This is a genomic window from Pantoea sp. PNT03, from assembly GCF_014852515.1.
In the GTDB taxonomy this organism is placed as follows: Bacteria; Pseudomonadota; Gammaproteobacteria; order Enterobacterales; family Enterobacteriaceae; genus Pantoea; species Pantoea leporis.
On the sequence record NZ_JACVBT010000005.1, the window covers coordinates 132092 to 156806 of the forward strand.

Sequence of the window (24715 nt, forward strand, 5' to 3'; positions counted from 1 at the left end):
GTTTGCTGCTGTGTACGCTGCTGCTGAGTGTGATGGCGAAAGCCGATCTGCAACCCGCCAGCAGCGTGATGTTACCCGCGATGATGCCAGCCCCACACGCCGAACCGTGGCCTGGCGCAACGTTGCGCGTCGCGGTGCCGGCACAAAACAGCGCGCCCTGGGCAATGCGCATTGGCGATCACATCTGGGGCATCGACGCCGACTATCTCAGCGCCCTAAGCCAGTTGACCGGTACGCATTTTACGCTGCAAAGCTATGCCGATCGCGCGCAGCAACTGGCAGCCTTGCAGCGCGGCGAGGTGGATTTGGTGTTAAGTAATCAACATGCCCAGCTCCCATCCGATGTGCTGCTCAGCGACAGCTGGTACAGCAGCCCGATTCGCATCTATCGTAACCGGGATAATCAGCGCGCGGTGATGTTCAATAGCGAAACCGCGCAGCTCACCATTGCCGAAGCGACGCTGGCGCAGTTGCCCACTGAATTTGTGCAGCAGCATCGCTGGCACACCTTGCCGGGCGATCTGCAGGCGCTGTATGCGCTGCTCAATCAGCAAAGCGATTATCTGGTCGCCGATGAAGCCAGCGCCGGTTTCTTGCTGGGCCAGCTGCAGCAAGGACAAATTTACCAAATCACTGCCGATCCTGGCGCGGGCGAATTAACGCTACGCGCAATGACGCGCAATGCCGCGCTGATCCACTGGCTTAACAGCCAGCTGCGCCTGCTGCCCGCCGAGTTCAGCAGTCGGGTCCAGCAGCGCTGGAGCCCGCCGCTGCTGCGTTATCAGGACACACAAACTCTGATGCTGTCGGCCAGCGAAAAGCAGTGGCTGGCGCAACATACTGAGATTCCGTATGCGGTTGAGGCGGATAACGCGCCCTGGAGTTATCGCGACAGCAGCGGCAACGCGCGCGGCTTCGGCATCGACATGCTGAACGCGCTGAGCCAAAGTACCGGCCTGCGTTTTACCCCGCGCTGGGTCAACAATCCGCAGCAGGCCGCCACGCTACTGCAGCAACAGCAGGTGATGCTCAACCTGTTGCAGCCGCTGTATGGCGACGATCCCGGCAGCAATACTTTGCCGGTATGGCGCGCCATTTGGGGCATTTACACGCTTGCCACGCATCAGCCAATGAACTGGCAATCGTTACAAGGCCAGCGCGTGGGCGTATTACGCGACGATCTCGCCATACGTTTGCTGCCGTCAGGTATTACGCCGCAGCCGTTCGACGATCGGACGCAGCTGTGGCAAGCGCTGAATAACGGTCAGATCGATGCGCTGGTGGATAACGTGCTCTCTGCCCGCTGGCGTATGGCGAGTCACGAAGATAATCGTGTGCATCTGGCGTTTGCTGCCAGCGATATCGCCTGGCCGCTGGCGCCGCAGGTCACTGCTGAACAGCCTGAGCTGCGCGCCCTGCTCGACCATGCATTGCAGCAAATCCCGCCTGATACGCTCAACCAGATGCGCGTCAGCTGGTCACAGCCGCCGCAGCCCGGCACGACGATGGCGATGCGCAATATTCCGCTGATGATTTTGCTTGCGGCAGGCGTAATTATTCTGTTGCTGTTGGGCTTGCTGGCGCGTCGTTACTGGCAGCAGCGTCGTGACCGATTGCAGCGTGAGCAGGCCGAACGCGCCAATGCCGCCAAAAGCCAGTTTCTCGCCACCGCCAGCCACGAACTGCGCACGCCGATGCAGGCGATTCTCGGTTTGCTGGAGCTGGAACAGCAGCAGCATCCGAGTGAACGGCTGGCGCTGATGCACAGCAGCGCGCGGTCGCTGATGGCGCTATTGAACGACTTGCAGGATCACGCGCGTATTGAGAGCCAGAGCTTCCGTCTGGCGCCGCGTCCGCTCAATCTGACGCTCTGGCTGCAGCAACAGCAGCAGTTTTATCATCCCTTAATGCGCGATGCCGGGCCGAACCTGATTGCCGAAGCCCTGACGCCGCTGCCTGCCAGCGTGTTGCTGGATGGGGATCGCCTGCAGCAGGTGGTGAATAATCTGGTGGCCAACGCCCTTAAGTTTACCCGCGAAGGCGAAGTGCGCCTGTCGCTGGCGGTCAGTGAGCACATCCAGCTTACGGTCACCGACACCGGCAGCGGCATCCCGCTTAACGAGCAGGCAAAACTGTTTGAGCCGTGGTATCAGGCGCCGTCCGGCAAAAGCCATGCGGTGCAAGGCAGCGGCTTAGGTTTGTTTATCTGTCGCGAGATTGTGCAACGAATGGGCGGTACGCTAACGCTCACTTCAGCACCGGGCAGCGGCACCACGGTCAGCGTGCAGTTGCCATTAGTCGTGAGCCAAGAGCCGTTAACCGAGCGCACAGCCAGCTGGCCTGTTTACCCGCAGCTGCGCGTGGCGATTGTGGACGATCACCCGACCAATCTTTTGGTGATGCAGCAGCAGCTGGCGATGTTTGGCGTTGAGGCGCAGGTATTTGAAGAGGGCCGAGCGCTGCTGCGCGCCGATGCTCAGCGCGCCTTCGATATTCTGTTTATCGACCAGATGATGCCGCGCCCGGATGGTTTAACGCTGCTGCGTATTCTGCGCCGTCGTCAGCGCCAGCGCGGCAGCACCTCGCTACGCGTGCTCTGCTCTGCGGATGTTCAGTTGCTGAAAATCGCCTTGCTGGATGACGAAGCTCTGCTGCTCAAACCCATTGAGCTCGATCATCTGGCACCGCTGCTGGCGCGCGCCGTAAAAGATCCATTGGATGTCTTGCCAAACAGTTTACTGATTCTGGCGCAGGATAATCAGGCATTTATTCCGCGCATCTGTCAAACCTTGCAGCGCACGCTGCAACAGGATCGGGATTTGCTGTTGAACGCGCGCGATACACAAAATTGGACGGCGCTGGAACAGGCTGCACACCGTATGAAGGGCAGCTGGTTGATGCTGGGTATGGATGAGGTAGCCGAGCGCTGTCAGCAGTTGATTGAGCAGGTTAAACAGCAGCAGTTGCCGCTTGATGATCTCAATTTACTGATATCATTAACAAACAGGTTACTTAAACAACTGGATAATTATGGCACACACGCATTCTCACGGGACCGCTAACGGCAACCGCAAACGACTGGCCGCGGCGTTTGGCGTAACGGCGCTGTTTATGGTGGCCGAAGTGATCGGCGGGCTGGTTTCTGGCTCGCTGGCGCTGCTGGCCGATGCCGGACATATGTTGACCGATGCCGCCGCGCTGCTGATGGCGTTACTCGCGGTGCAGTTTGCTCAGCGCAAGCCTAACGCGCGCCATACCTTCGGCTTGCTGCGTCTCACCACCTTAGCGGCGTTCGTCAACGCCATTGCGCTATTGGTGATTACGGTGCTGATTGTCTGGGAAGCGCTGCGTCGCTTCTATGAACCCCAGCCGATTGCCGGCGGATTGATGCTCGGCATCGCCATTGCCGGTTTGCTGGCCAATCTGCTGTCGTTCTGGCTGCTGCATCGCGGCAGCGAAGAGAAGAATCTCAACGTACGTGCGGCGGCATTGCATGTGCTGGGCGATTTGCTGGGTTCGGTCGGTGCGATTGTCGCGGCGGTGATCATCATGCTGACCGGCTGGACGCCAATCGACCCGATTTTGTCGCTGCTGGTGTCATTGCTGGTGGTACGTAGCGCCTGGTCGCTGCTGCGCGAGAGCCTGCATGAGTTGCTGGAAGGTGCGCCGGGCCATATCAACGCGGATAAACTGTCACGCGAGCTGACGCGCAATATCGATGAAGTACGTAACGTGCATCACGTTCATTTGTGGCAAGTGGGTGAAAAACCGGTGCTGACGCTGCATGTGCAGGTGATTCCGCCATACGATCATGACGGCCTGCTTAAGCGCATTCACCACTATTTGCATGAGCACTATCAGATTGCCCACGCCACGGTGCAGATGGAATATCAGCCGTGCAGCGGGCCGGACTGCGAGTTGTGTTTAGATAATAGCGCCGCGCAGCACGATCACCACGATCATGCTGCGCTGGAAGGTCACGCTCATCATCACTGATGGGACAGCGCGCGCGAGCCATGTTCGCGTGCGCTTTGCATCCACAGGCGCGAACCGTTAAGCGCAATCAGCGTCAGAATCGCGTACTCCAGTGACATAGCATATACGCCCTGACGCGCAAAGATCATCACGCTGATAACGTTGATCACCACCCAAAGCAGCCAGTTCTCAACGTACTTACGCGTCATCAAAATCATCGCCACAATCGACAGCACCATCATGCACGAATCCCAGAACGGGAACGCGTCCGGCTGCAGTTGCGGCATCGCCACGTTGAGCCCCAGACTTTGCATGATGCCGACCGCTGTTTTGGTCAGGAAAGCAAAGACCGGATCGATGTACACCGTCATCAGCGCAATCGCCACCACACACGCCGCGCCCCAGCCCAATGCTTTCGGCAGCGGCAGCCAGCGAATTCTCAGCTCCGTTTCGTTGTTAGAGGTTTGCCGACTCCACGCGTACCAGCCGTAAACGTTGGCGACAAAGAAGAACAGTTGCAGCAACAAGCTGGCGTAAAGCTGAATCTGGAAGAAAATCACCGCGAACAGCGTGACGTTAATCAGCCCGAAAAAGTAGTTGATGATTTTCTCAAGGCTGGCGAGCCAGATGCACAGCAGGCCCGCAAGGGTGCCAACGGCTTCGATCCATGAGAGATCGTAACCGCCAACGCCGAGCGGAATGTGAACCAGAATATTTTGCGTGCTAAAGAAGTCCATATTAGGTGCCTGTGTAACGGGAGCCCGTCATGCATTCCCTTTGATTTTAAGTTTAAGATCTGCAGCAAAGGATAGCATGCGGTTGAGCGGTAGCAACGCGGCCTCACGCAACGCGCTATCCACATGGATCTCATGCGCGCTGCCGCCACGCTCCAGTCCTTCGGCAATCGCTTTCAGGCCGTTCATCGCCATCCAAGGACAGTGCGCACAGCTGCGGCAGGTGGCGCCCTCGCCTGCGGTGGGCGCTTCCAGCAACTCTTTGTTCGGCACCGCCTGCTGCATTTTGTAGAAGATGCCGCGATCGGTGGCGACGATCATCTGCGGATGCGGCAAACTTTGCGCCGCCTGAATCAGCTGACTGGTGGATCCCACCGCATCAGCCAGATCGACAATCGCCTGCGGTGATTCAGGATGCACCAGCACCGCCGCACGCGGATAGAGCGCCTTCATGCGTTGCAAAGCCTGTGTTTTGAATTCGTCATGCACAATACAGGCGCCCTGCCAGCACAGCACATCCGCGCCGGATTTTTGGGTGACGTAGCGGCCGAGATGGCGATCCGGTGCCCAGATGATTTTCTCGCCGAGGCTGTCAAGATGCTCAATCAGCTCAACCGCGATGCTCGAGGTGACGACCCAATCCGCACGCGCTTTAACCGCCGCCGAGGTGTTGGCATACACCACCACAGTGCGATCGGGATGCTGATCGCAGAAGCGGTTAAATTCTTCAATTGGGCAACCGAGATCGAGCGAGCATTCCGCCTGCAAGGTGGGCATCAGCACGGTTTTTTCCGGGCTAAGGATTTTTGCGGTTTCACCCATAAAACGCACGCCCGCCACCAGCAAGATTTTAGCGGGATGGGTGCTGCCGAAACGCGCTATTTCCAGTGAGTCCGATACGCAGCCGCCGGTCTCTTCCGCCAGCGCCTGAATTTCGGGATCGGTGTAGTAATGCGCCACCATCACCGCATCGCGTTCTTTCAGCAAGCGTTTGATTTTGTTTTTGTAGTGGGCTTTTTCATCGTCGCTGAGACGTGCCGGTTTCGGCGGGAAAGGATAGATCGCGCTTTCAGGATCGAACATCAGGCTCATGACACGGCTCTCGTTTTCTCAATTTAACAAAATTGCCGGTTACGGCAATGATGCGGCATCAAAACCGCTATCGTGTTTTATATGCTAAACACGATAGCGGAATTGCGCGAGAGTGTCGTCTCTTTTTTGCGCGCTCTACAGCAACAATGCGCTGCTCAACGTTTTCTGCGGACTTTCCAGCTCCAGCAGGAAGGCTTTAACGGTGAGTCCGCCTGCAAAACCGGTGAGTTTGCCGTTGCTGCCAATCACGCGATGGCACGGCGCCATAATCGACAGCGGATTTTTACCGTTCGCTGCTCCCACGGCGCGCACCGCTTTCGGATTGCCGATCTGCTCGGCGATTTGCTGGTAGCTGCGCGTTTCTCCAAACGGGATGGTGAGCAGCGCCTGCCACACTTTTTTCTGGAACTCGGTGCCGACGGTGTCGTACGGCATATCAAACTGCTGACGCTCACCGGCGAAATATTCGCGCAGCTGGCGTTCGGCCTCACACAGAATCGGATGCTGATCGTTACGGTTGATCGGCTTCAACGGCACGCGCTGCGCCCCTTCGTTTTCCCACAGAATCGCCGACAATCCTTTATCGGTGGCAACAAGCGTGAGCTCACCAACGGGCGTCGCGATGATTTTGGCATGATACATGGTGCACCTCCGGCATATTCTCTGCTGGCGATTATCGCATTTCCGCCGCAGGAAACTGGCTGTTTTCGGTCATCAGCATAAACTGGTTAGCTGTCCGAAAGCAGCGAGTTTTCCTGTTCAGCTTGCGCGACCATGCCGTTTATTTGCCGGAGACGATGATGTTTGATGCTGAAATTGCTTACCAGGCGCTGACGTCGCGCGATAGCCGCTTCGACGGGCTGTTTTTTGTTGGCGTGACATCCACCGGCATTTATTGCCGCCCCATTTGTCCAGTGAAAGCGCCGATGCAGAAGAACTGCCTGTTTTTTAGCAGCGCAGAGGCCGCCGAGAAAGCGCACTTCCGTCCGTGTTTACGCTGCCGTCCGGAACTGGCGCCCGGCTCTGCGCCGGTGGATAGCCATCACCGCATTGCCGATCGTTTAATTCGCCGCATCGAAGAGGGCTTGCTGGAAGAGCAGGAGACGCTGGCAGACATCGCTGGCGAGTTTGACCTCAGTGAACGTCAATTACGTCGCGTGGTGCAGCAGGAGCTCGGCGTATCGCCTCTAGAGCTGCGTCAGACGCGTCGTATGCTGCTGGCCAAGCAACTTTTGACAGAAACCTCTCTGCCAGTCACGGAAATTGCCTACGCGAGCGGCTTCCGCAGTTTGAGGCGCTTTAACGATGTGTTCCAGGCGCGCTATCGCATGACGCCCTCCCGCCTGCGCAAGCAGAATCAACCCGACGCCGTGAAAACCACGCAGGAGAGCGCCGAACTGCGCCTGAGTTATCGGCCGCCTTACGATTGGGATGCGATGCTCGATTTCCTGCAACAGCGCGTGATGAAGGAAGTGGAATGGGTGAACGAGGGCATGTATCACCGCACCGTGGCGCTGGGCAACTGTCGCGGCTGGGTGCGTGTGAGCCATGTTGCGGAGAAACAGTCGCTGAAGGTGCAATTCACAACGTCGCTGACGCCAGTGCTGCCCGCTCTGCTGCGTCGGCTACGCGATTTGTTTGACCTGGATGCGCAGCCACAGCGCATAGCAGAGCATTTAAGCCACGATCCGTTATTAGCCGAGAGCTTATCGCGCTTTCCCGGCTTACGCGTTCCTGGTGCGTTTGACGGCTTTGAGTTGGGTGTGCGCGCGATACTCGGCCAGCAGGTTACCGTCAAAGCCGCAACCACGCTAAGCAGCCGAATGGCACAGCGCTTTGGTGAGCCGCTGGTGACGCCGTGGTCAGAACTTTCGCGTTTGCCGCCAAATGCGGAGTCGCTAGCGGCGGCGAGCATCGATGATATTGCCAGCCTGGGAATCGTCAGTGCGCGTTCACATGCCATTCAGGCGTTGGCGCAGGCCTGCGCTTCTGGCGCATTACGCTTTAACGGTGCGGTGAATCCGGACGTGGTTCAGCAGCAGTTACTGGCGCTGAAAGGCATAGGGCCGTGGACGGCAAGTTATATCGCGATGCGCGCACTGCGCTGGCCTGATGCGTTTCCCAAAGAGGATATTGCGATTCGTAATAATCTCGGCGGCGTGAATGCCAAAGTAGCGGAGCAGTTATCGCAGGTTTGGCGGCCGTGGCGCAGCTATGCGGTGCTGCATATCTGGAAGAGTCTGACGCCGGTTAAGTTTAAAAAATAGATTTAGCTTAAAAGCTTGCCAATCAGCCGGAAGGACCGGGCGGTTCCGTAAAGTCGCCGTGGATACATCCCTGTAGGCTCTGCCGGCGCATCCATGCGCCGTAAGCTTTACTCCACCGCCCATTCCTTTCGTCTTCGTTCAGTATGCGTGCGATTATTTCAAGCAACGACAAAACATAAGGGCCAGAAAAGGCGGGAGCGGAAGGAGCGAAGCGTCCGAGCCATGGATGGCGAGGCCGATCCACAGGGATGTGAGGTTTCTTCGCGATCCGCCCCGCCTTATCTGGCCGGTGCACCATCTCAAAGCAAATCCACCTAGCGTAGAAAAGCAAAAAGGCGCCTTTAGGGCGCCTTTCTACATAACTGGTGGGTCGTGCAGGATTCGAACCTGCGACCAATTGATTAAAAGTCAACTGCTCTACCAACTGAGCTAACGACCCGCTGTGGGGCTTACAACCTTTACTTGATGGTGGGTCGTGCAGGATTCGAACCTGCGACCAATTGATTAAAAGTCAACTGCTCTACCAACTGAGCTAACGACCCATCAAGGTTGTGAAGCTTACTGAAGAAATCATCTCACTTACAACGGGTTGAGATGGTGGGTCGTGCAGGATTCGAACCTGCGACCAATTGATTAAAAGTCAACTGCTCTACCAACTGAGCTAACGACCCATCTTCAGTGCTGCCGATACTTGTTAAGATATGTCCCGGCAACGGCGGCATATATTACTGATTTAGCGGGGGGGCGCAACCCTTATTTTCCACTAAATGTCTCAATTGCTTACCTTTCATGCTGTAAGACCAGAAATCACACGAAATCCGGTCTTTTAGGCACAAATTACAACCCGGCAAGGCGTTTTTGCGCCTGCTTAGCAGAATCACTATTTGGGAATTGTTTGATCACTTGCTGGAAGACAGCCTTGGCTTTCGCCGTGTCGTTCTTCTCTTGCATGATCACACCAACCTTAAACAGCGCTTCCGGAGCTTTTGGCGATTTCGCGTAATTTTTTACCACAGTGGCAAAGTAATAGGCCGAATCGTCTTTTTTGCCCTTGTTGTAAAACAGCTGACCCAGCCAGTAATTGGCATTCGGCTGATAGGTAGAATCAGGATATTTCTTCACCCAAGCCTGCAGGGCAGTAATCGCCTGATCGTACTGCTTCTTCTCCAGAATCAGCGCAACCGCAGCATTGTAGTCCGTGTTGGCATCGCCGGTTTGCGCTGGCGCGGCCGAACTGGCGCTGCTACCGCTATCCGCAGAAGCCGCAGCGCCCGCTGCAGCGGCATCAGCACCACCGCTCGCCTGCGCACCGTTACTGCCGGAGCTAAGGCTGTCGATTTGCTGATAGAGCTGCTTCTGGCGCTCAATCACCTGATTAAGCTGATAGCTATTTTGCTGGATTTGCCCGCGCAGCGAATCGATATCGCTTTGGTTGTCGCTCATCTGCTGCTGCAATTGCTGCAAAAGCTGAGCCTGGGCATTAGAGATACGTTCAAGAGTGGTGACACGGTCTTCGACCGAGCCTGAGCCAACGCTACTGATTGACGCCTGGGCATTAGCGGCCCCCAAAGGAGCCGCTAAACCAACCAGTAACGACAGACTCAACAGATGAAGTCTGAAGTTACTCATCATGATATTTTCTTAGTAAACCAGTACGGCACGACGGTTTTTAGCGTAAGCCGCTTCGTCATGACCCAGTACAGCTGGTTTTTCTTTACCGTAAGAAACGATAGACATCTGGTCAGCAGAAACGCCTTTGCCTTGCAGATACATCTTAACGGCGCTTGCACGACGTTCGCCCAAGGCGATGTTGTATTCTGGGGTACCGCGCTCATCCGCATGACCTTCGATGGTCACTTTGTAAGACGGGTTGCCACGCAGGAATGCAGCGTGCTGATCCAGCATCTGAGCGTAGTCAGAAGCCACGTCATATTTGTCCAGACCGAAGTAAACGATGTTGTTCTGCTGCAGCTGCTGCATCTGCAGACGCGCTTGCTCATCAGAAGACATGTTACCGCCGTTCTGACCAGCACCATAAGCACCGTCGTTAGCGCCCATGCCAGTCTGATCGTTGTTGTTGTTTTTGTGTGAGCTACATGCAGCTACTGCGATAACCGGCAGAGCCAGCATCAAACCCTTCAGCACTTTGTTCAGTTGCATTTCTTTATCCTATTATTTTGTTTGCCATACATTTTAATCCCCCGCCGTGCAGGGGACCTATGCATCACAGATACGGCGACCAGGCAGGGAATTTGACCTGTCCATCAGTTGCCGGAAGACGCGCTTTGAAACGCCCGTCGGTTGAAACCAATTGCAACACGGAACCCATCCCCTGAGTAGAGCTATAGATTACCATTGTGCCGTTTGGCGCCAGACTCGGCGTTTCATCCAGGAACGTGTCCGTTATTGTTTGAACGGCTCCCGTTACCAGATCCTGTTTGGCGACGTGCTGAGCGCCACCGGCGCTGCTGATCATCACCATAGTTTTGCCGTCGGTTGACACATCCGCATCCTGGTTTTGCGCACCTTCCCAGGTAATACGTTGTGGCGCACCGCCGTTGATACCAACTTTATAAATCTGGGGCGCACCGGCCTGATCCGAGGTGTAAGCCAGTGTCTGGCTGTCCGGGAACCACGTTGGTTCAGTGCTGTTGTAGCGACCATCGGTCACCTGACGCGTCTGACCAGAAGCCAGATCCATCACATACAGGTTCAGGCTACCGGTTTTCGACAGCGCGAAGGCCAGTTTAGAACCGTCTGGTGAGAAGGCTGGCGCACCGTTATGACGCGGATAAGAAGCCACCTGACGGATTGCACCGTTAGACAGCGTCTGAACCACCAGCGCAGATTTGCCGCTTTCGAAGGTCACGTAAGCCACTTTGCTGCCATCTGGCGACCAGGCCGGAGACATCAATGGCTGCGGTGAACGGTGAACCACAAACTGGTTGTAGCCATCGTAATCCGACACGCGCAACTCATACGGGAACTGACCGCCATTGGTCTGCACCACATAGGCAATGCGGGTACGGAATGCGCCTTTGATGCCGGTCAGCTTTTCGAACACTTCGTCACTGGCGGTGTGCGCTGCGTAACGCAGCCACTGCTTAGTCACTTTATAAGAGTTCTGCGCCAGCACGGTGCCTGGCGCGCCACCGGTGTCCACCAGCTGATAGGCAACTTGATAGCTGCCGTCAGCGTTAGGCGTTACCTGACCAACCACAACCGCATCAATACCCAATGCGCTCCATGCGGCAGGTTGAACTTCCTGCGCGCTGGCTGGCTGTTGTGGCAGACGAGAACGATCGAGCGGATTGAATTTACCGCTGTTACGTAAGTCAGCAGAAACGATCCCGCCGATGTCTTCTGGTGCCGCGCCTGGGCCAGCCCATTGGAACGGAACCACACCAATAGGACGTGCGGTGTTAACGCCCTGCGTAATTTCAATACGGACTTCTGCATGAAGCATTGCTGCCCACAGCAGTACAAAAAAACCTAAGGTTACACGAAGTGCCTGCTTCATTTTTTCTCCCTTACCTGAACCAGAGGTTCATGATAATTCGCACAGTTCCTGAAAAACACGAGTACTCATAGAGTATGGCAAGCTAACCTTAGTTCAACCTGCCGTACGTTACTGCATTATTCTGGTTTGAAACGCATCGGTGCGTTTTTAAACACTTCATACACCGCCTGCGAAGGCGGCTTCGGAATCCGCGCCTGCTTCGCGGCAGCAATTGCCGCCTGACACAAGGCGGGGTCGCCACCTTCGGATTTAACGTCAATCAGCAAACCATCCGGTGCCAGTTTAATACGCAGGTTACACTCTTTACCTTTGTACAAATCTGCATCGTAGAAACGGCTCTGAATCGCCCCGACCACTTGCCCCAGATAATTATTGATATCTGCGCCTGACGCGCCCGCTTTCTTCTGATTGCCCTGCCCTGCAGCGCCACCCGATGCGGTGCCGCTTTTCGGTGCATTCTTACCAGAAGACAAACCACCTAACAGGTCATCAACCGCATTTTCGTTCTTCGCAGCTTCAGCGGCGGCTTTTTTGGCATCCGCAGCCGCTTTCGCTTTTGCATCCGCTTTTGCCTTAGCAGCCGCATCGGCCTTGGCTTTCGCCTCGGCGGCAGCCTTCTCTTTGGCTTCTGCTGCGGCTTTTTCCTTCGCCTCAGCAGCCGCTTGCTCTTTAGCCTCTTTGGCTTCCTGAGCCGCTTTCGCCTTGGCATCGGCAGCAGCCTGCGCTTTGGCTTCAGCGTCCGCTTTGGCTTTCGATTCTGCGGCCGCTTTTGCCTGCTGCGCCGCTTTCTCTTTCGCTGCTTCAGCGGCAGCGGCTTTCGCCTGCTCTTCTGCTTTCTTCTTCGCGTCAGCTGCGGCTTGCTTGGCTTCTTCTACCGCTTTGGCTTTGGCGTCAGCCGCTGCTTTTGCCTGCGCATCAGCTTCCGCTTTGGCATCAGCCTTGGCTTTTGCAGCTGCGGCTTCGGCAGTTTTCTGCTGTTCCTGGGCTTGCTTAGCGGCGGCTTCAGCGGCTTTCTGCTGCTCGGCCTGCTGCTTCGCCTGCTCTTTGGCTTCCTGCTGGGCCTGCAAGCGCTCTTTTTCCATCTCTTTCAGGCGCTGCTGCTCAGCAGCTTGTTTCTGCTGTAACTCTTCGGCCTGCTGCTGCGACTGCTTCTGACGCTGCTGCTCGGCGCGCTGACTGTCTCGTTGCTGATTCTGCTGGCGGTTATACTGCTCAACCACGGCGCCGGAATCGACCATCACTGCGTCAATATCACTGCCACCGCCACCGCCGCTGGATTCGATTTTTTCGTTAAACGAGCTCCAAATCAGTAAGGCGATCAGCACGATGTGCAGAATCACCGAAACGATTATCGCGCGCTTTAACTTGTCGTTCTGCTCGGTTGCCTTCGACACACTCGGTTCCCAAAAAACGGTTCGCTTTAAATCGGCTGCGTCATCAAACCGACAGATTTCACGCCGGCCTGATGTAACAGGTTCAGCGCCTTGATGATTTCGTCATAAGGGACGTCTTTCGCACCGCCGATCAGGAAGACCGTTTTCGGATTGGCTTCAATCCGGCGTTGCGCTTCGCTCACCACCTGCTCCGGCGGTAACTGCGTCATACGATCGTGATCCACCACCAGGCTGTACTGGCCAACACCAGACACTTCAACAATCACCGGTGGATTATCATCAGTTGAGACGGTTTTTGAATCTGTCGCATCCGGCAGATCCACTTCCACGCTCTGGGTAATAATCGGCGCGGTTGCCATAAAGATGAGCAGCAACACCAACAGCACGTCCAGCAGTGGAACAATGTTGATTTCCGACTTAAGGTCGCGTTTACCGCGACCACGGGTTCTGGCCATCGTAAACCTCGACTTACTTCGTGTTGTCGGTGGAGAAAGCCTGACGATGCAGGATAGCCGTGAACTCTTCCATGAAGTTGTCGTAGCCCTGTTCCAGCTTGTTAACGCGCTGGTTCAGACGGTTGTACGCCATAACGGCAGGAATGGCCGCAAACAGACCGATTGCGGTCGCGATCAACGCTTCGGCAATACCCGGTGCAACCATCTGCAGCGTGGCCTGTTTTACCGCACCGAGGGCGATAAAGGCGTGCATGATCCCCCACACCGTACCAAACAGACCGATATACGGACTGATGGAGCCAACGGTGCCAAGGAAAGGAATGTGAGTTTCCAGCGTTTCCAGTTCACGATTGAAGGAGATACGCATCGCACGGCTTGCGCCCTCAACGACCGCTTCTGGCGCATGGTTATTAGCACGATGCAAACGCGCAAACTCTTTGAAACCCGAATAGAAAATTTGCTCAGATCCGCTCAGTTCATCGCGGCGTCCCTGGCTTTCCTGATACAGGCGTGACAGCTCGATACCCGACCAGAACTTATCTTCAAACGCTTCGGCTTCGCGCCCCGCCGCATTCAAAATGCGCGTACGCTGAATAATGATCGCCCATGAGGCAATAGAAAAGCCGATCAAAATCAACATGATAAGTTTGACCAGAAGGCTCGCCTTCAGGAACAAATCAAGAACATTCATGTCAGTCACTGCTTGAACTCCGCGACAATAGACTTGGGAAGCGCAATTGGCTTCATTAGATGTGGGTTGATGCAGGCAATCAGGACTTCTGCTTCATTTAGCACTTTGCCTTCTGCATTCACGATACGCTGCAAGAACGTCATCGTTGCACGCGTCATTGAGGTCACTTCTGTTTGAATTTCCAAAAGATCGTCCAGACGTGCAGCCGCAACAAAATCGATCGTCATGCGTCGTACCACAAAAGCCACCTGCTCTTCCAACAGGACCTGCTGATTGAAATGGTGCTGGCGCAACATTTCGGTACGTGCTCGTTCATAGAAAGCAAGATAACTGGCGTGGTAAACCACACCACCGGCATCGGTGTCTTCGTAATAGACACGAACCGGCCAGCGAAACAGCGTTGTACTCACTCTACATCCCGGTCTCATTTTAAACGTTGCTACTATACGCAAGAGAGATCGGCTTGGGAATGGTCCGCTGACGCCGCGAGAAAATAATTATCACAGGTTAACAACTGGAAGGATTTATAGGATGTTTCTTGACCGGACGCTGACAAAACCTCACGTCAGCGTCTGAAATTGCGGCGTTTTTAAGTCCTGAGCCTGGACTTAATAGTAGAACCAGAAAATTCCTGCCACTAAAAGTATCATCGCGGGCAACGGCGAGAAGAGCGCTTGCCAGCGCAGGCGCTGCGGGCGAAATCCGGTGCCGTGAATAACGCCGGTACAAACGGCCCAAATCAGCAGCATTCCATGCCATATCGCTAAATCACTGGTACGCGCGGCAAAGCGTGAAGGCTGCCAAATGACACAGCCCGCCAGCCACAACGCGAGGATTAGCGAAAGGGCCCGAAGCGGGCCCTTGTCCATCAGACGATAAAGCGTCTGAATCAGTGTGCGCATCAGACTTGCTCGTCCTTCGCGCTGCTCTCTTCAACGTGCTCCAGCGCCAGCGCCGTAATCACACCGAACGCACAGGCCAGCAAGGTGCCAAGAATCCAGGCAAAATACCACATGCTCAATCTCCTTAATCAGTACAGGGAGTGCGTATTGCTCTCAATGTGTTCTTTGGTGATACGGCCAAACATCTTGTAATAACACCAGGCGGTGTACGCCAGGATAATCGGTACAAAGATGATGGCGGCAATGGTCATCACTTTCAGCGTCAGCAGGCTAGACGTGGCATCCCACATGGTCAGGCTGATGCCCGGCACGGTGCTGGATGGCATGATGAAGGGGAACATCGCAATCCCGGCCGTCATAATCACGCAAGCTAAGGTCAATGAAGACGAGATAAACGCCAGAGCGCCCTTCTCGATACGCGAGCAGAGAACGGTCAGCAGCGGCAACACCACGCCCAACAGCGGGAACAGCCACAGTACTGGCATCTGCTCGAAGTTCACCATCCACGCACCGGCTTCACGCACTACATCTTTACCCAACGGGTTGGATGCCGCGTGATGATCGATAACGCTTTTCAGCACATAACCGTCGATGCCGTATTTCACCCACACACCCGCAAGAATGAAGCACACCATCATTACAAGCGCCGAGATTTGCGCGGTGCTGCGGCTGCGGACGTGTAACTCACCGGCAGTACGCATCTGCAGATAGGTTGCGCCTTGCGTCAGGATCATCGCCACACTCACCACACCCGCCAGCAAGCCAAACGGGTTCAGCAACTGGAAGAAATTGCCGGTATAGAAGAGGCGCAGATATTCGTCAGCATGGAACGGCACCCCTTGCAGCAGGTTGCCGAACGCCACACCAATCACCAGCGGCGGAACAAAGCTGCCGATGAAAATGCCCCAATCCCACATGCCGCGCCAGCGCATATCTTCAATCTTTGAACGGTAATCAAATCCAACCGGACGGAAGAACAGTGAAGCCAGCACCAGAATCATCGCCACGTAGAAGCCGGAGAACGCGGCGGCATATACCATTGGCCAGGCGGCAAACAGCGCGCCACCGGCAGTGATCAGCCAAACCTGGTTTCCGTCCCAGTGCGGCGCAATGGTATTGATCATGATGCGACGTTCGGTATCAGTACGACCCAGAATGCGCGTCAGCATACCAACGCCCATATCAAAGCCATCGGTGACTGCGAAACCGATCAGCAACACGCCAATCAGCAGCCACCAGACAAAGCGCAATACTTCGTAATCAAACATGGTCGCTCTCCTTATCCACGCGCCGGCTGAGATGATGTCTTCAGCGTTTCATGATGATAGCGGCCGGTTTTCAGGCTGCTTGGACCGAGGCGCGCGAACTTGAACATCAGGTACATTTCCGCCACAAGGAACAAGGTGTAGAGACCGCAAATCAGCGTCATTGAGAACAGCAGATCGCCAACGGTCAATGAGGAGTTAGCGACCGCGGTTGGCAGCACCTCACCAATTGCCCACGGCTGGCGACCATACTCGGCAACGAACCAACCCGCTTCAATCGCAATCCACGGCAATGGAATGCCGTACAACGCGGCTTTCAGTAACCAGCGGGACTTACCGATGCGGTTACGAATCACGCTCCAGAAGGAGAGCGCAATAATGCCCAGCATCAGCACACCGCCCAGCACCATGATGCGGAAGGCGAAGTACAGTGGCGCAACGCGTGGGATCGAATCCTGTGTCGCTTTCTGAATCTGCTCTTCGCTGGCGTTAGCCACATCCGGCGTATAGCGCTTCAGCAGCAGGCCATAACCGAGATCCTGTTTGCTGGCTTCAAACTGGCTGCGCACCTCAGGATCTTTGCTGCCACCACGCAGTTCGTTCAGCAGCGCGTAGGCTTTCATGCCATTACGAATACGCACTTCATGTTGTGCCAGCAGCTCTTTCAAACCGGTGACCGGCGTATCCACTGAACGCGTGGCGATCAGGCCGAGCAGATACGGAATCTGAATCGCATATTTGTTCTCCTGCGTCTCCTGATCCGGAATACCAAACAGCGTAAACGCAGCCGGAGCCGGTTGGGTTTCCCATTCCGCTTCAATTGCCGCCAGTTTGGTTTTCTGCACGTCACCGATTTCATAACCGGATTCGTCACCCAGTACGATCACTGACAGAATCGCCGCCATACCGAAACTGGCTGCGATGGCGAAAGAGCGTTTAGCGAAAGCAATGTCGCGCCCTTTCAGCAGATACCATGCGCTGATACCAAGGATGAACATCGCGCCCGTGGTGTAACCGGCGGCCACGGTATGGACAAACTTCACCTGCGCAACCGGGTTCAGCACCAGCTCGGAGAAACTCAACATCTCCATACGCATGGTTTCGAAATTGAATTCCGATGCAATGGGGTTTTGCATCCAGCCGTTCGCCACCAGAATCCACAGCGCGGACATGTTCGAACCGAGCGCCACCAGCCAGGTCACCGCAAGGTGTTGCACCTTACCGAGGCGATCCCAGCCGAAGAAGAACAGGCCAACAAAGGTGGATTCGAGGAAGAACGCCATTAAACCTTCGATGGCGAGCGGCGCACCGAAGATATCGCCGACATAGTGTGAATAATATGACCAGTTGGTACCGAACTGGAATTCCATGGTCAGGCCGGTAGCCACGCCGAGTGCAAAGTTGATACCAAACAACTTGCCCCAGAACTTGGTCATATCTTTATAAATTTGTTTCCCCGTCAGGACATATACCGTTTCCATGATCGCCAATAAAAACGCCATACCCAGCGTTAATGGCACGAACAGGAAATGGTACATCGCCGTCAGGGCAAACTGTAAACGCGACAGCTCGACAATATCTAACATGATGACTCCTTGCTCCTCGCATGAATTTCCCCTGCGGATGACAACGGCAAACAACAGACATTGACGCGCAGAACAAGATTCAGGAACGACTGATTATTGATTCCAGTTTTGTTACTGATAGAACAGAGAAAGCTGTTGCCCGAAGAGAGCGAGTAACAGTGATAAAATTCCCTTAAAAATCGATCTTTTCAGTCAATTTAAAGCAGGAGTAACACGAGGAGGCGGCAGAATTGATATAACAACGCCTGGCACAAACTCCTGATAAATTATGACGAAGACTGAATTGATGCAGCGCAATTTATACCGGTTAGTCGGCCTTTTGCTAGCGGTAAAGTTTCCTATAAGTCGCCAATTATTGATCTAGATTAAGACAATAAATTTCCAGATATGTAGTGTTACAGTGGTTGTTAATTAGATGTCACAACATCATCATATTATTAAGAATATAATTACCTTTTCCGCAATTATTTAACCTCATTTTGGAAAGTCGCACGCCAATTGCTTGACAAAAATCCAGCGCCTTTTCCCTTCTTTACCTTGATGAGAGAGTAAGCATAGCCGCAATTTTTTGAAGCCGTTGCGCTTTTTTCCCTCTCTTTCAGGCGGGTTATTACCAAAAAAAAGCCACCCGAAGGTGGCTTTTCATTGTCAGTCTGTATTGGCTTATTTGAGTGGTAAAACCGCTTTAACCGCGTCACCAATGTCTGCCAGGCTGCGTACGGTTTTCACACCGGCCGCTTCCAGCGCAGCAAATTTCTCATCAGCGGTACCTTTACCACCGGCAATGATGGCGCCTGCGTGGCCCATACGTTTGCCTTTCGGTGCAGTCACACCGGCGATGTAGCCGACAACCGGCTTGGTCACGTGGGCTTTGATGTAAGCTGCTGCTTCTTCTTCCGCGCTACCACCGATCTCACCGATCATCACGATCGCTTCGGTCTGTGGATCTTCCTGGAACAATTTCAGAATATCGATGAAGTTAGAGCCAGGGATCGGGTCACCACCGATACCTACGCAGGTTGACTGGCCGTAGCCGATGTCAGTGGTCTGCTTAACGGCTTCATAAGTCAGCGTACCTGAACGCGATACGATACCTACGCGGCCTGGCTGGTGAATGTGGCCTGGCATGATACCGATCTTACATTCGCCTGGCGTGATCACGCCTGGGCAGTTCGGGCCGATCATGCGCACGCCAGCTTCATCCAGCTTCACTTTCACGGTCAGCATATCCAGCGTTGGGATACCTTCGGTGATAGTGATGATCAGTTTAATGCCCGCATCGATCGCTTCCAGGATACCGTCTTTGCAGAACGGCGCTGGAACGTAGATCACGGTGGCGGTTGCGCCGGTGGCTTCTACTGCTTCACGTACGGTGTTGAACACCGGCAGGCCGAGATGCGTGGTGCCGCCTTTGCCTGGCGTTACACCGCCAACCAGCTGCGTACCGTAAGCCAGCGCCTGCTCAGAGTGGAACGTCCCTTGACCACCGGTGAAACCCTGGCAAATGACTTTGGTGTTTTTGTCGATCAAAATGGACATTATTTACCCTCCGCTGCAGCTACAACACGCTGTGCAGCGTCTGTCAGGCTGGTTGCTGCAATGATGTTCAGACCGCTGTCCGCCAATTTCTTAGCGCCCAGCTCGGCGTTGTTACCTTCCAGACGTACCACAACCGGCACGTTGACACCCACTTCTGCCACGGCACCGATGATGCCGTCTGCGATCAGGTCGCAACGCACAATACCGCCGAAGATGTTAACGAACACGGCTTTCACTGCATCGTCAGACAGAATGATTTTGAAGGCTTCGGTGACGCGCTCTTTGGTTGCGCCGCCGCCAACGTCCAGGAAGTTTGCTGGCTCACCACCGTGATGTTTCACGATGTCCATGGTGCCCATCGCCAGACCGGCGCCGTTCACCATACAGCCGATGTTGCCATCCAGCGCAACGTAGTTCAGTTCCCACTGCGTTGCGTGGGCTTCACGTGGATCTTCCTGGCTCGGATCGCGCATTTCACGCAGTTCCGGCTGACGGAACAGTGCGTTACCGTCCGCGCCCAGTTTGCCGTCGAGGCAGATCAGATCGCCCTGCTTGGTGATCACCAGCGGGTTGATCTCAACCATCGCCAGATCGCGCTCAAGGAACATGGTCGCCAGGCCCATGAAGATTTTGGTGAACTGGCTAACTTGCTTGCCGGTCAGGCCGAGTTTGAACGCCAACTCGCGGCCCTGATACGGCTGTGGACCCGCTAATGGATCGAGCGCCATCTTGTGGATCAAGTGTGGCGTTTCTTCTGCCACTTTCTCAATCTCAACACCGCCTTCTGTCGAAGCCATGAAGATGACACGACGGGTAGCACGGTCAACAACCGCACCCAGATACAGCTCCTGATCGATATCCGTCGCGGCTTCAACCAGAATCTGGTTTACCGGCTGACCGTGCGCATCAGTTTGATAGGTCACCAGACGTTTGCCCAGCCAGTGTTCAGCAAAAGCACGAATGTCTTCTTTGCTGTTCACCACTTTCACGCCGCCCGCTTTACCGCGGCCACCGGCATGAACCTGACATTTCACTACCCACGGACCTGCGCCAATTTTAGACGCGGCTTCTTCAGCTTCACGTGGCGTGGTGCAGGCGTAGCCTGTCGGTGCTGGCATGCCATAGCGTGCAAACAGCTGCTTCGCCTGGTATTCATGTAAATTCATGATGTTCTATCCATTCAGGTATGAGTTTGGGCGCGCCTTAACACCGCGCGCCCGGCGAAATTAGACGTCCAGCAGCAGGCGAGCTGGATCTTCCAGCATCTCTTTCACCGCCACCAGATAGCCAACGGATTCACGACCATCAATCAAACGGTGATCGTAAGAGAGCGCCAGATACATCATTGGCAGAATCACAACCTGACCATTAACCGCCATTGGGCGATCTTTGATGGCGTGCATGCCGAGAATCGCGCTCTGCGGCGGGTTGATGATTGGCGTAGACATCAGCGAACCAAACACACCACCGTTGGTGATGGTGAAGTTACCGCCGGTCAGCTCTTCAACCGTCAACTTGCCGTCACGGCCTTTCACCGCCAGCTCTTTAATTTTCTTCTCAATGTCGGCCATGCTCAGTGCATCAACATCTTTCAGCACCGGCGTAACCAGACCACGCGGGGTAGAAACCGCAATGCTCACATCGAAATAGTTGTGGTAAACCACATCTTCGCCATCAATAGACGCGTTAACTTCCGGGAAGCGTTTCAGCGCTTCCACTACCGCTTTGATGTAGAAGGACATGAAGCCCAGACGCACGCCGTGACGTTTCTCGAACGCATCGCCGTACTGCTTGCGCAGATCCATGATTGGCTTCATGTTGATTTCGTTAAACGTGGTCAACATCGCGGTGCTGTTTTTCGCTTCCAGCAGACGCTCGGCAACACGCTTACGCAGACGCGTCATCGGTACGCGTTTTTCGCTGCGGTTAGCCACAGCGGCCTGCGGTGCAGCAGCGGCTGGCGCGGCAGCCGGTGCAGCTTTGCCACCGTCAGCTTTCTTCGCCAGATGTTTTTCCACATCTTCACGCGTCAGACGGCCACCAACGCCGGTGCCTTTGATCTGGCTGGCATCGAGGTTGTTTTCAGCAATCAGGCGGCGTACCGCTGGGCTGAGCGCATCGTTGCTCTCTTCTTCCAGCGAAGCGGTCTGGCGCTGTGCCGGTGTAGATTCGTTACTTTCCGCTTTGGCCGCAGTCTCTTTCCCGCCGCTGTTGCCCTCTTTCAGACGGCCCAGAATCTGACGAGAAGTGACGGTAGCGCCTTCCTCTTCCAGCACGGCTTCCAGGATGCCATCCGCTGAAGCAGGCACTTCCAGAACCACTTTGTCAGTTTCAATCTCTACCAGTACTTCATCGCGGCTCACAGAGTCGCCAGGTTTTTTGTGCCAGGTTGCAACCGTTGCGTCCGCTACGGATTCAGGCAAATCGGGAACGAGAATTTCTACGCTACTCATTTTCTTTCCTTTTTATTAACCAAGGTTCAGCGCGTCATTAACCAGGTCTTGCTGCTGTTTTTGATGTACGGACATGTAGCCCACGGCCGGTGAAGCAGAAGCCGGACGGCCTGCATAACGCAGTGACGCACCAAATGGAACCACTTCGCGGAAATGATGCTGACTGCAATACCATGCGCCCTGATTCAGCGGCTCTTCCTGACACCACACGAAATCCTGCACATGAGCATAGTTTTTCAATACGTCCTGCACGACTTTGTGCGGGAACGGATAGAGTTGTTCGATACGCACGATGGCCACGTCGGTCTGCTCGTTTTTACGACGCTGCTCCAGCAGATCGTAATAAACCTTGCCCGAACACAGCACCACGCGTTTTACCTGTTGTGGATCGAGATCGTCGATCTCACCAATCGCTGGCTGGAAGCTGCCTGTGGCCAACTCTTCCAGGCTGGAAATCGCCAGCGGATGGCGCAGCAGTGATTTCGGTGACATGACGATCAGCGGACGGCGCATACCGCGCAGCGCCTGACGACGCAGCATGTGGTAAACCTGCGCTGGCGTAGAAGGCACGCACACCTGCATGTTCTGTTCAGCACAGAGTTGCAGATAACGCTCCAGACGCGCTGAGGAGTGCTCAGGACCCTGGCCTTCATAACCGTGCGGTAGCAACATGACCAGGCCACACATACGGCCCCATTTCTGTTCGCCGGAGCTGATGAACTGGTCGATCACGACCTGCGCGCCATTGGCGAAATCGCCGAACTGCGCTTCCCAGATGGTCAGCACGCGCGGTTCTGCGGTGGCATAACCGTATTCGAAAGCCAGTACCGCTTCTTCAGACAGCACGGAATCCCACACTTTGAACTGACCCTGGCCGTTATGGACATGGTGCAGCGGCGTGTAGGTTGAGCCGTTGGTCTGGTTGTGGATTACCGCATGACGGTGGAAGAAGGTCCCGCGACCGGTATCTTCACCGGAAAGACGCACCGGAATCCCCTCGTCAACCAGCGTGGCATAGGCGAGGTTTTCTGCACCGCCCCAGTCGAACGCTTTGTTGCCTTCGGCCATCTCTTTACGATCGTTGTAGATCTTGGCAACGCGAGACTGCACTTCTACCGATTCCGGTACGCTGCTAATGCGACGCGCCAGTTCCTGCAGGCGTTTCAGTTCCACTGTTGCCGGGTAGCTTTCGTCCCACTCGTGGTTCAGATACGGCGACCAGGTGAATGAGTGCAGGCTCATCGGACGCCACTCTGGCACCACGCATTCGCCTTCATCCAGCGCGTCGCGATAGAGATTGACCATCTCGGTGGCATCTTCGCTGGTCGCTACGCCTTCGCTTTCCAGCTGATCGGCATAGAGTTTACGCGGCGTCGGATGCTTTTTGATTTTCTGGTACATCAACGGCTGCGTTGCACTTGGCTCGTCGGCTTCGTTGTGGCCGTGACGGCGATAGCACACCAGGTCGATGAAGACATCACGTTTAAAGGTGTTGCGATAATCCAGCGCCAGGCGAGTCACAAAGGCTACGGCTTCCGGATCGTCCGCGTTAACGTGGAAAATCGGTGCCAGCACCATCTTGCCGATATCCGTACAGTACGGCGTAGAGCGCGCATCTTTCGGGTTGGAGGTGGTGAAACCAACCTGGTTGTTGATCACGATGCGAACGGTACCGCCCACTTCGTAGCCACGCGCCTGCGACATGTTCAGGGTTTCCTGCACCACGCCCTGACCAATAACAGCGGCATCACCGTGAATGGTGATAGGCAGAACTTTGTTGCTGCTTGGCTCAGCCAGACGATCCAGACGCGCACGCACCGAACCCATCACTACCGGGCTTACGATTTCCAGATGTGACGGGTTGAACGCCAGCGCCAGGTGCACTAAGCCGCCTTCGGTTTCCACGTCAGACGAGAAGCCCATGTGGTACTTCACGTCGCCGGTGCCGAGGTGTTCTTTGTGCTTACCGGAGAACTCGTCGAACAGATCCTGCGGCTTCTTACCTAATACGTTGATCAGTACGTTGAGACGACCGCGGTGCGCCATACCCAGCACCACTTCGCGCGTACCGCTCTTGCCCGCGTGACGAATCATCTCGCGCAGCATAGGCACCAGTGCATCGCCGCCTTCCAGCGAGAAGCGCTTCGCACCCGGGAATTTTGCACCCAGATATTTTTCCAGGCCTTCTGCCGCGGTCAGCTCTTTCAGGAAACCTTTTTTCTCGTCACTGCTGAAAGACGCGTGGCCCACCACCGATTCCAGACGCTGCTGAATCCAGCGCTTCTCGTCGGTGTTGTTGATGTGCATGTACTCAGCACCAATCGAGCCACAGTAAGTCTGCTGCAGCGCCGCAAACAGATCGGCCAGCTTCATGGTCTCTTTGCCGATAGCAAAAGAGCCTACGTTAAAGCTTTCCTGAAAATCGGCGTCGGTCAGATCGTGATAAGCCGGATCGAGGTCGGCTACCGTGTCCTGTTTCCACAGGCCAAGCGGATCGAGGTTTGCATGCTGATGGCCGCGGAAGCGGAACGCATTAATCAGCTGCAGCACTTTTACCTGTTTGGAGTTGGTTGCCGGATCGGTCACGGTTGATGTGTAACGCGTAGCGTCTTTAGCCAGGCGGCGGAAGTAGTCACGCGTGGTGGAGTGAAATTGCTCAGGTTTCACGCCAGTGCCCGGCAGCTGTTGGAACAGCTCGCGCCACATGTCATCAACTGAGTCAGGATCGGTCAGGAAATCCTCATAGAGCTGCTCTATGTAAGATTGGTTCGCGCCGGCCAGCCAGGAGGAGTCCAGCCAGGGTTTCATCGCGCTGTTCTGCATTGTGATCCCTTAAGCATTA

Annotated in this window: 21 protein-coding genes and 3 tRNA genes; 3 read left to right on the top strand and 21 right to left on the bottom strand. The window is 55.2% G+C overall.

What is annotated here, in order from left to right; genetic code table 11:
• Nucleotides 1–32: 32 nt before the first annotated feature.
• Entirely contained in the window at nt 33–3062 is a 3030-nt protein-coding gene (locus IB226_RS17835) for an ATP-binding protein (RefSeq protein WP_192236777.1), read from the top strand.
• Nucleotides 3031–3996, top strand: a complete 966-nt coding sequence (gene zitB / locus IB226_RS17840; protein WP_101763201.1) for a CDF family zinc transporter ZitB — start codon at nt 3031–3033, stop codon at nt 3994–3996. Before IB226_RS17835 ends, zitB begins: the two co-directional genes overlap by 32 nt.
• On the opposite strand, the gene pnuC is transcribed toward zitB, so the two are convergent.
• From pnuC to IB226_RS17855, 3 genes are all read right to left on the bottom strand, one after another.
• On the bottom strand, nt 3990–4712 hold the full coding sequence (pnuC, locus tag IB226_RS17845) for a nicotinamide riboside transporter PnuC (RefSeq protein ID WP_110865748.1): 723 nt from the start codon (nt 4710–4712) through the stop codon (nt 3990–3992). The genes zitB and pnuC overlap by 7 nt on opposite strands.
• Nucleotides 4713–4739: 27 nt before the next feature.
• Nucleotides 4740–5801 (bottom strand): quinolinate synthase NadA, encoded by a 1062-nt coding sequence (gene nadA / locus IB226_RS17850; protein ID WP_192236621.1) that lies wholly within the window; start codon nt 5799–5801, stop codon nt 4740–4742.
• A 135-nt stretch (nt 5802–5936) separates the two neighbouring features.
• On the bottom strand, nt 5937–6443 hold the full coding sequence (locus tag IB226_RS17855) for a methylated-DNA--[protein]-cysteine S-methyltransferase (RefSeq protein WP_192236622.1): 507 nt from the start codon (nt 6441–6443) through the stop codon (nt 5937–5939).
• Between the two features lie 158 nt (nt 6444–6601).
• Here IB226_RS17855 and IB226_RS17860 point away from each other — a divergent pair, with 158 nt between their 5' ends.
• The gene (locus IB226_RS17860) at nt 6602–8068 is read left to right on the top strand and encodes an AlkA N-terminal domain-containing protein (protein ID WP_192236778.1); all 1467 of its coding nucleotides are present in this window, start codon (nt 6602–6604) and stop codon (nt 8066–8068) included.
• Between the two features lie 363 nt (nt 8069–8431).
• On the opposite strand, the gene IB226_RS17865 is transcribed toward IB226_RS17860, so the two are convergent.
• The 18 genes from IB226_RS17865 to sucA all read right to left on the bottom strand — a co-directional run bounded on the left by IB226_RS17865 (nt 8432) and on the right by sucA (nt 24696).
• Nucleotides 8432–8507: transfer RNA gene (locus IB226_RS17865), tRNA-Lys, on the bottom strand.
• A gap of 27 nt (nt 8508–8534) precedes the next feature.
• Nucleotides 8535–8610: transfer RNA gene (locus IB226_RS17870), tRNA-Lys, on the bottom strand.
• Nucleotides 8611–8663: 53 nt separating this feature from the next.
• A tRNA-Lys gene (locus IB226_RS17875) sits at nt 8664–8739 on the bottom strand.
• Nucleotides 8740–8905: 166 nt separating this feature from the next.
• Nucleotides 8906–9700, bottom strand: a complete 795-nt coding sequence (gene cpoB / locus IB226_RS17880; RefSeq protein ID WP_110865745.1) for a cell division protein CpoB — start codon at nt 9698–9700, stop codon at nt 8906–8908.
• A gap of 9 nt (nt 9701–9709) precedes the next feature.
• Entirely contained in the window at nt 9710–10228 is a 519-nt protein-coding gene (gene pal, locus IB226_RS17885; RefSeq protein WP_101763207.1) for a peptidoglycan-associated lipoprotein Pal, read from the bottom strand.
• 64 nt (nt 10229–10292) lie between these two features.
• Entirely contained in the window at nt 10293–11588 is a 1296-nt protein-coding gene (gene tolB, locus IB226_RS17890; RefSeq protein ID WP_101763208.1) for a Tol-Pal system beta propeller repeat protein TolB, read from the bottom strand.
• A gap of 116 nt (nt 11589–11704) precedes the next feature.
• Nucleotides 11705–12982, bottom strand: a complete 1278-nt coding sequence (gene tolA, locus IB226_RS17895; RefSeq protein WP_192236623.1) for a cell envelope integrity protein TolA — start codon at nt 12980–12982, stop codon at nt 11705–11707.
• Nucleotides 12983–13008: 26 nt separating this feature from the next.
• Entirely contained in the window at nt 13009–13437 is a 429-nt protein-coding gene (gene tolR, locus IB226_RS17900; RefSeq protein ID WP_008107389.1) for a colicin uptake protein TolR, read from the bottom strand.
• A 13-nt stretch (nt 13438–13450) separates the two neighbouring features.
• On the bottom strand, nt 13451–14137 hold the full coding sequence (tolQ, locus tag IB226_RS17905; protein ID WP_101763210.1) for a Tol-Pal system protein TolQ: 687 nt from the start codon (nt 14135–14137) through the stop codon (nt 13451–13453).
• A complete protein-coding gene (gene ybgC / locus IB226_RS17910; protein ID WP_192236624.1) occupies nt 14134–14538 on the bottom strand; it encodes a tol-pal system-associated acyl-CoA thioesterase in 405 nt (134 codons plus the stop codon). The genes tolQ and ybgC overlap by 4 nt, the downstream gene beginning before the upstream one ends.
• A 198-nt stretch (nt 14539–14736) precedes the next feature.
• Complete coding sequence (gene ybgE / locus IB226_RS17915; protein WP_110865743.1) at nt 14737–15030, bottom strand: cyd operon protein YbgE; 294 nt, start codon at nt 15028–15030, stop codon at nt 14737–14739.
• A complete protein-coding gene (gene cydX, locus IB226_RS17920) occupies nt 15030–15143 on the bottom strand; it encodes a cytochrome bd-I oxidase subunit CydX (protein ID WP_007890642.1) in 114 nt (37 codons plus the stop codon). The genes ybgE and cydX overlap by 1 nt, the downstream gene beginning before the upstream one ends.
• A gap of 15 nt (nt 15144–15158) precedes the next feature.
• The gene (gene cydB / locus IB226_RS17925) at nt 15159–16298 is read right to left on the bottom strand and encodes a cytochrome d ubiquinol oxidase subunit II (RefSeq protein WP_192236625.1); all 1140 of its coding nucleotides are present in this window, start codon (nt 16296–16298) and stop codon (nt 15159–15161) included.
• An 11-nt stretch (nt 16299–16309) separates the two neighbouring features.
• The gene (cydA, locus tag IB226_RS17930) at nt 16310–17881 is read right to left on the bottom strand and encodes a cytochrome ubiquinol oxidase subunit I (protein ID WP_101763213.1); all 1572 of its coding nucleotides are present in this window, start codon (nt 17879–17881) and stop codon (nt 16310–16312) included.
• Between the two features lie 663 nt (nt 17882–18544).
• The gene (gene sucD, locus IB226_RS17935; RefSeq protein ID WP_110865742.1) at nt 18545–19420 is read right to left on the bottom strand and encodes a succinate--CoA ligase subunit alpha; all 876 of its coding nucleotides are present in this window, start codon (nt 19418–19420) and stop codon (nt 18545–18547) included.
• Nucleotides 19420–20586 (bottom strand): ADP-forming succinate--CoA ligase subunit beta, encoded by a 1167-nt coding sequence (gene sucC / locus IB226_RS17940; RefSeq protein WP_007890646.1) that lies wholly within the window; start codon nt 20584–20586, stop codon nt 19420–19422. Before sucC ends, sucD begins: the two co-directional genes overlap by 1 nt.
• 60 nt (nt 20587–20646) lie before the next feature.
• Nucleotides 20647–21873: a 2-oxoglutarate dehydrogenase complex dihydrolipoyllysine-residue succinyltransferase gene (odhB, locus tag IB226_RS17945; protein ID WP_101763215.1), complete on the bottom strand. Its 1227-nt coding sequence runs from the start codon at nt 21871–21873 to the stop codon at nt 20647–20649.
• Between the two features lie 15 nt (nt 21874–21888).
• Nucleotides 21889–24696 carry a 2-oxoglutarate dehydrogenase E1 component gene (gene sucA / locus IB226_RS17950; RefSeq protein ID WP_110865741.1) on the bottom strand — a complete coding sequence of 936 codons (2808 nt, stop codon included), beginning with the start codon at nt 24694–24696 and terminating at the stop codon, nt 21889–21891.
• Between the last annotated feature and the right edge of the window lie 19 nt (nt 24697–24715).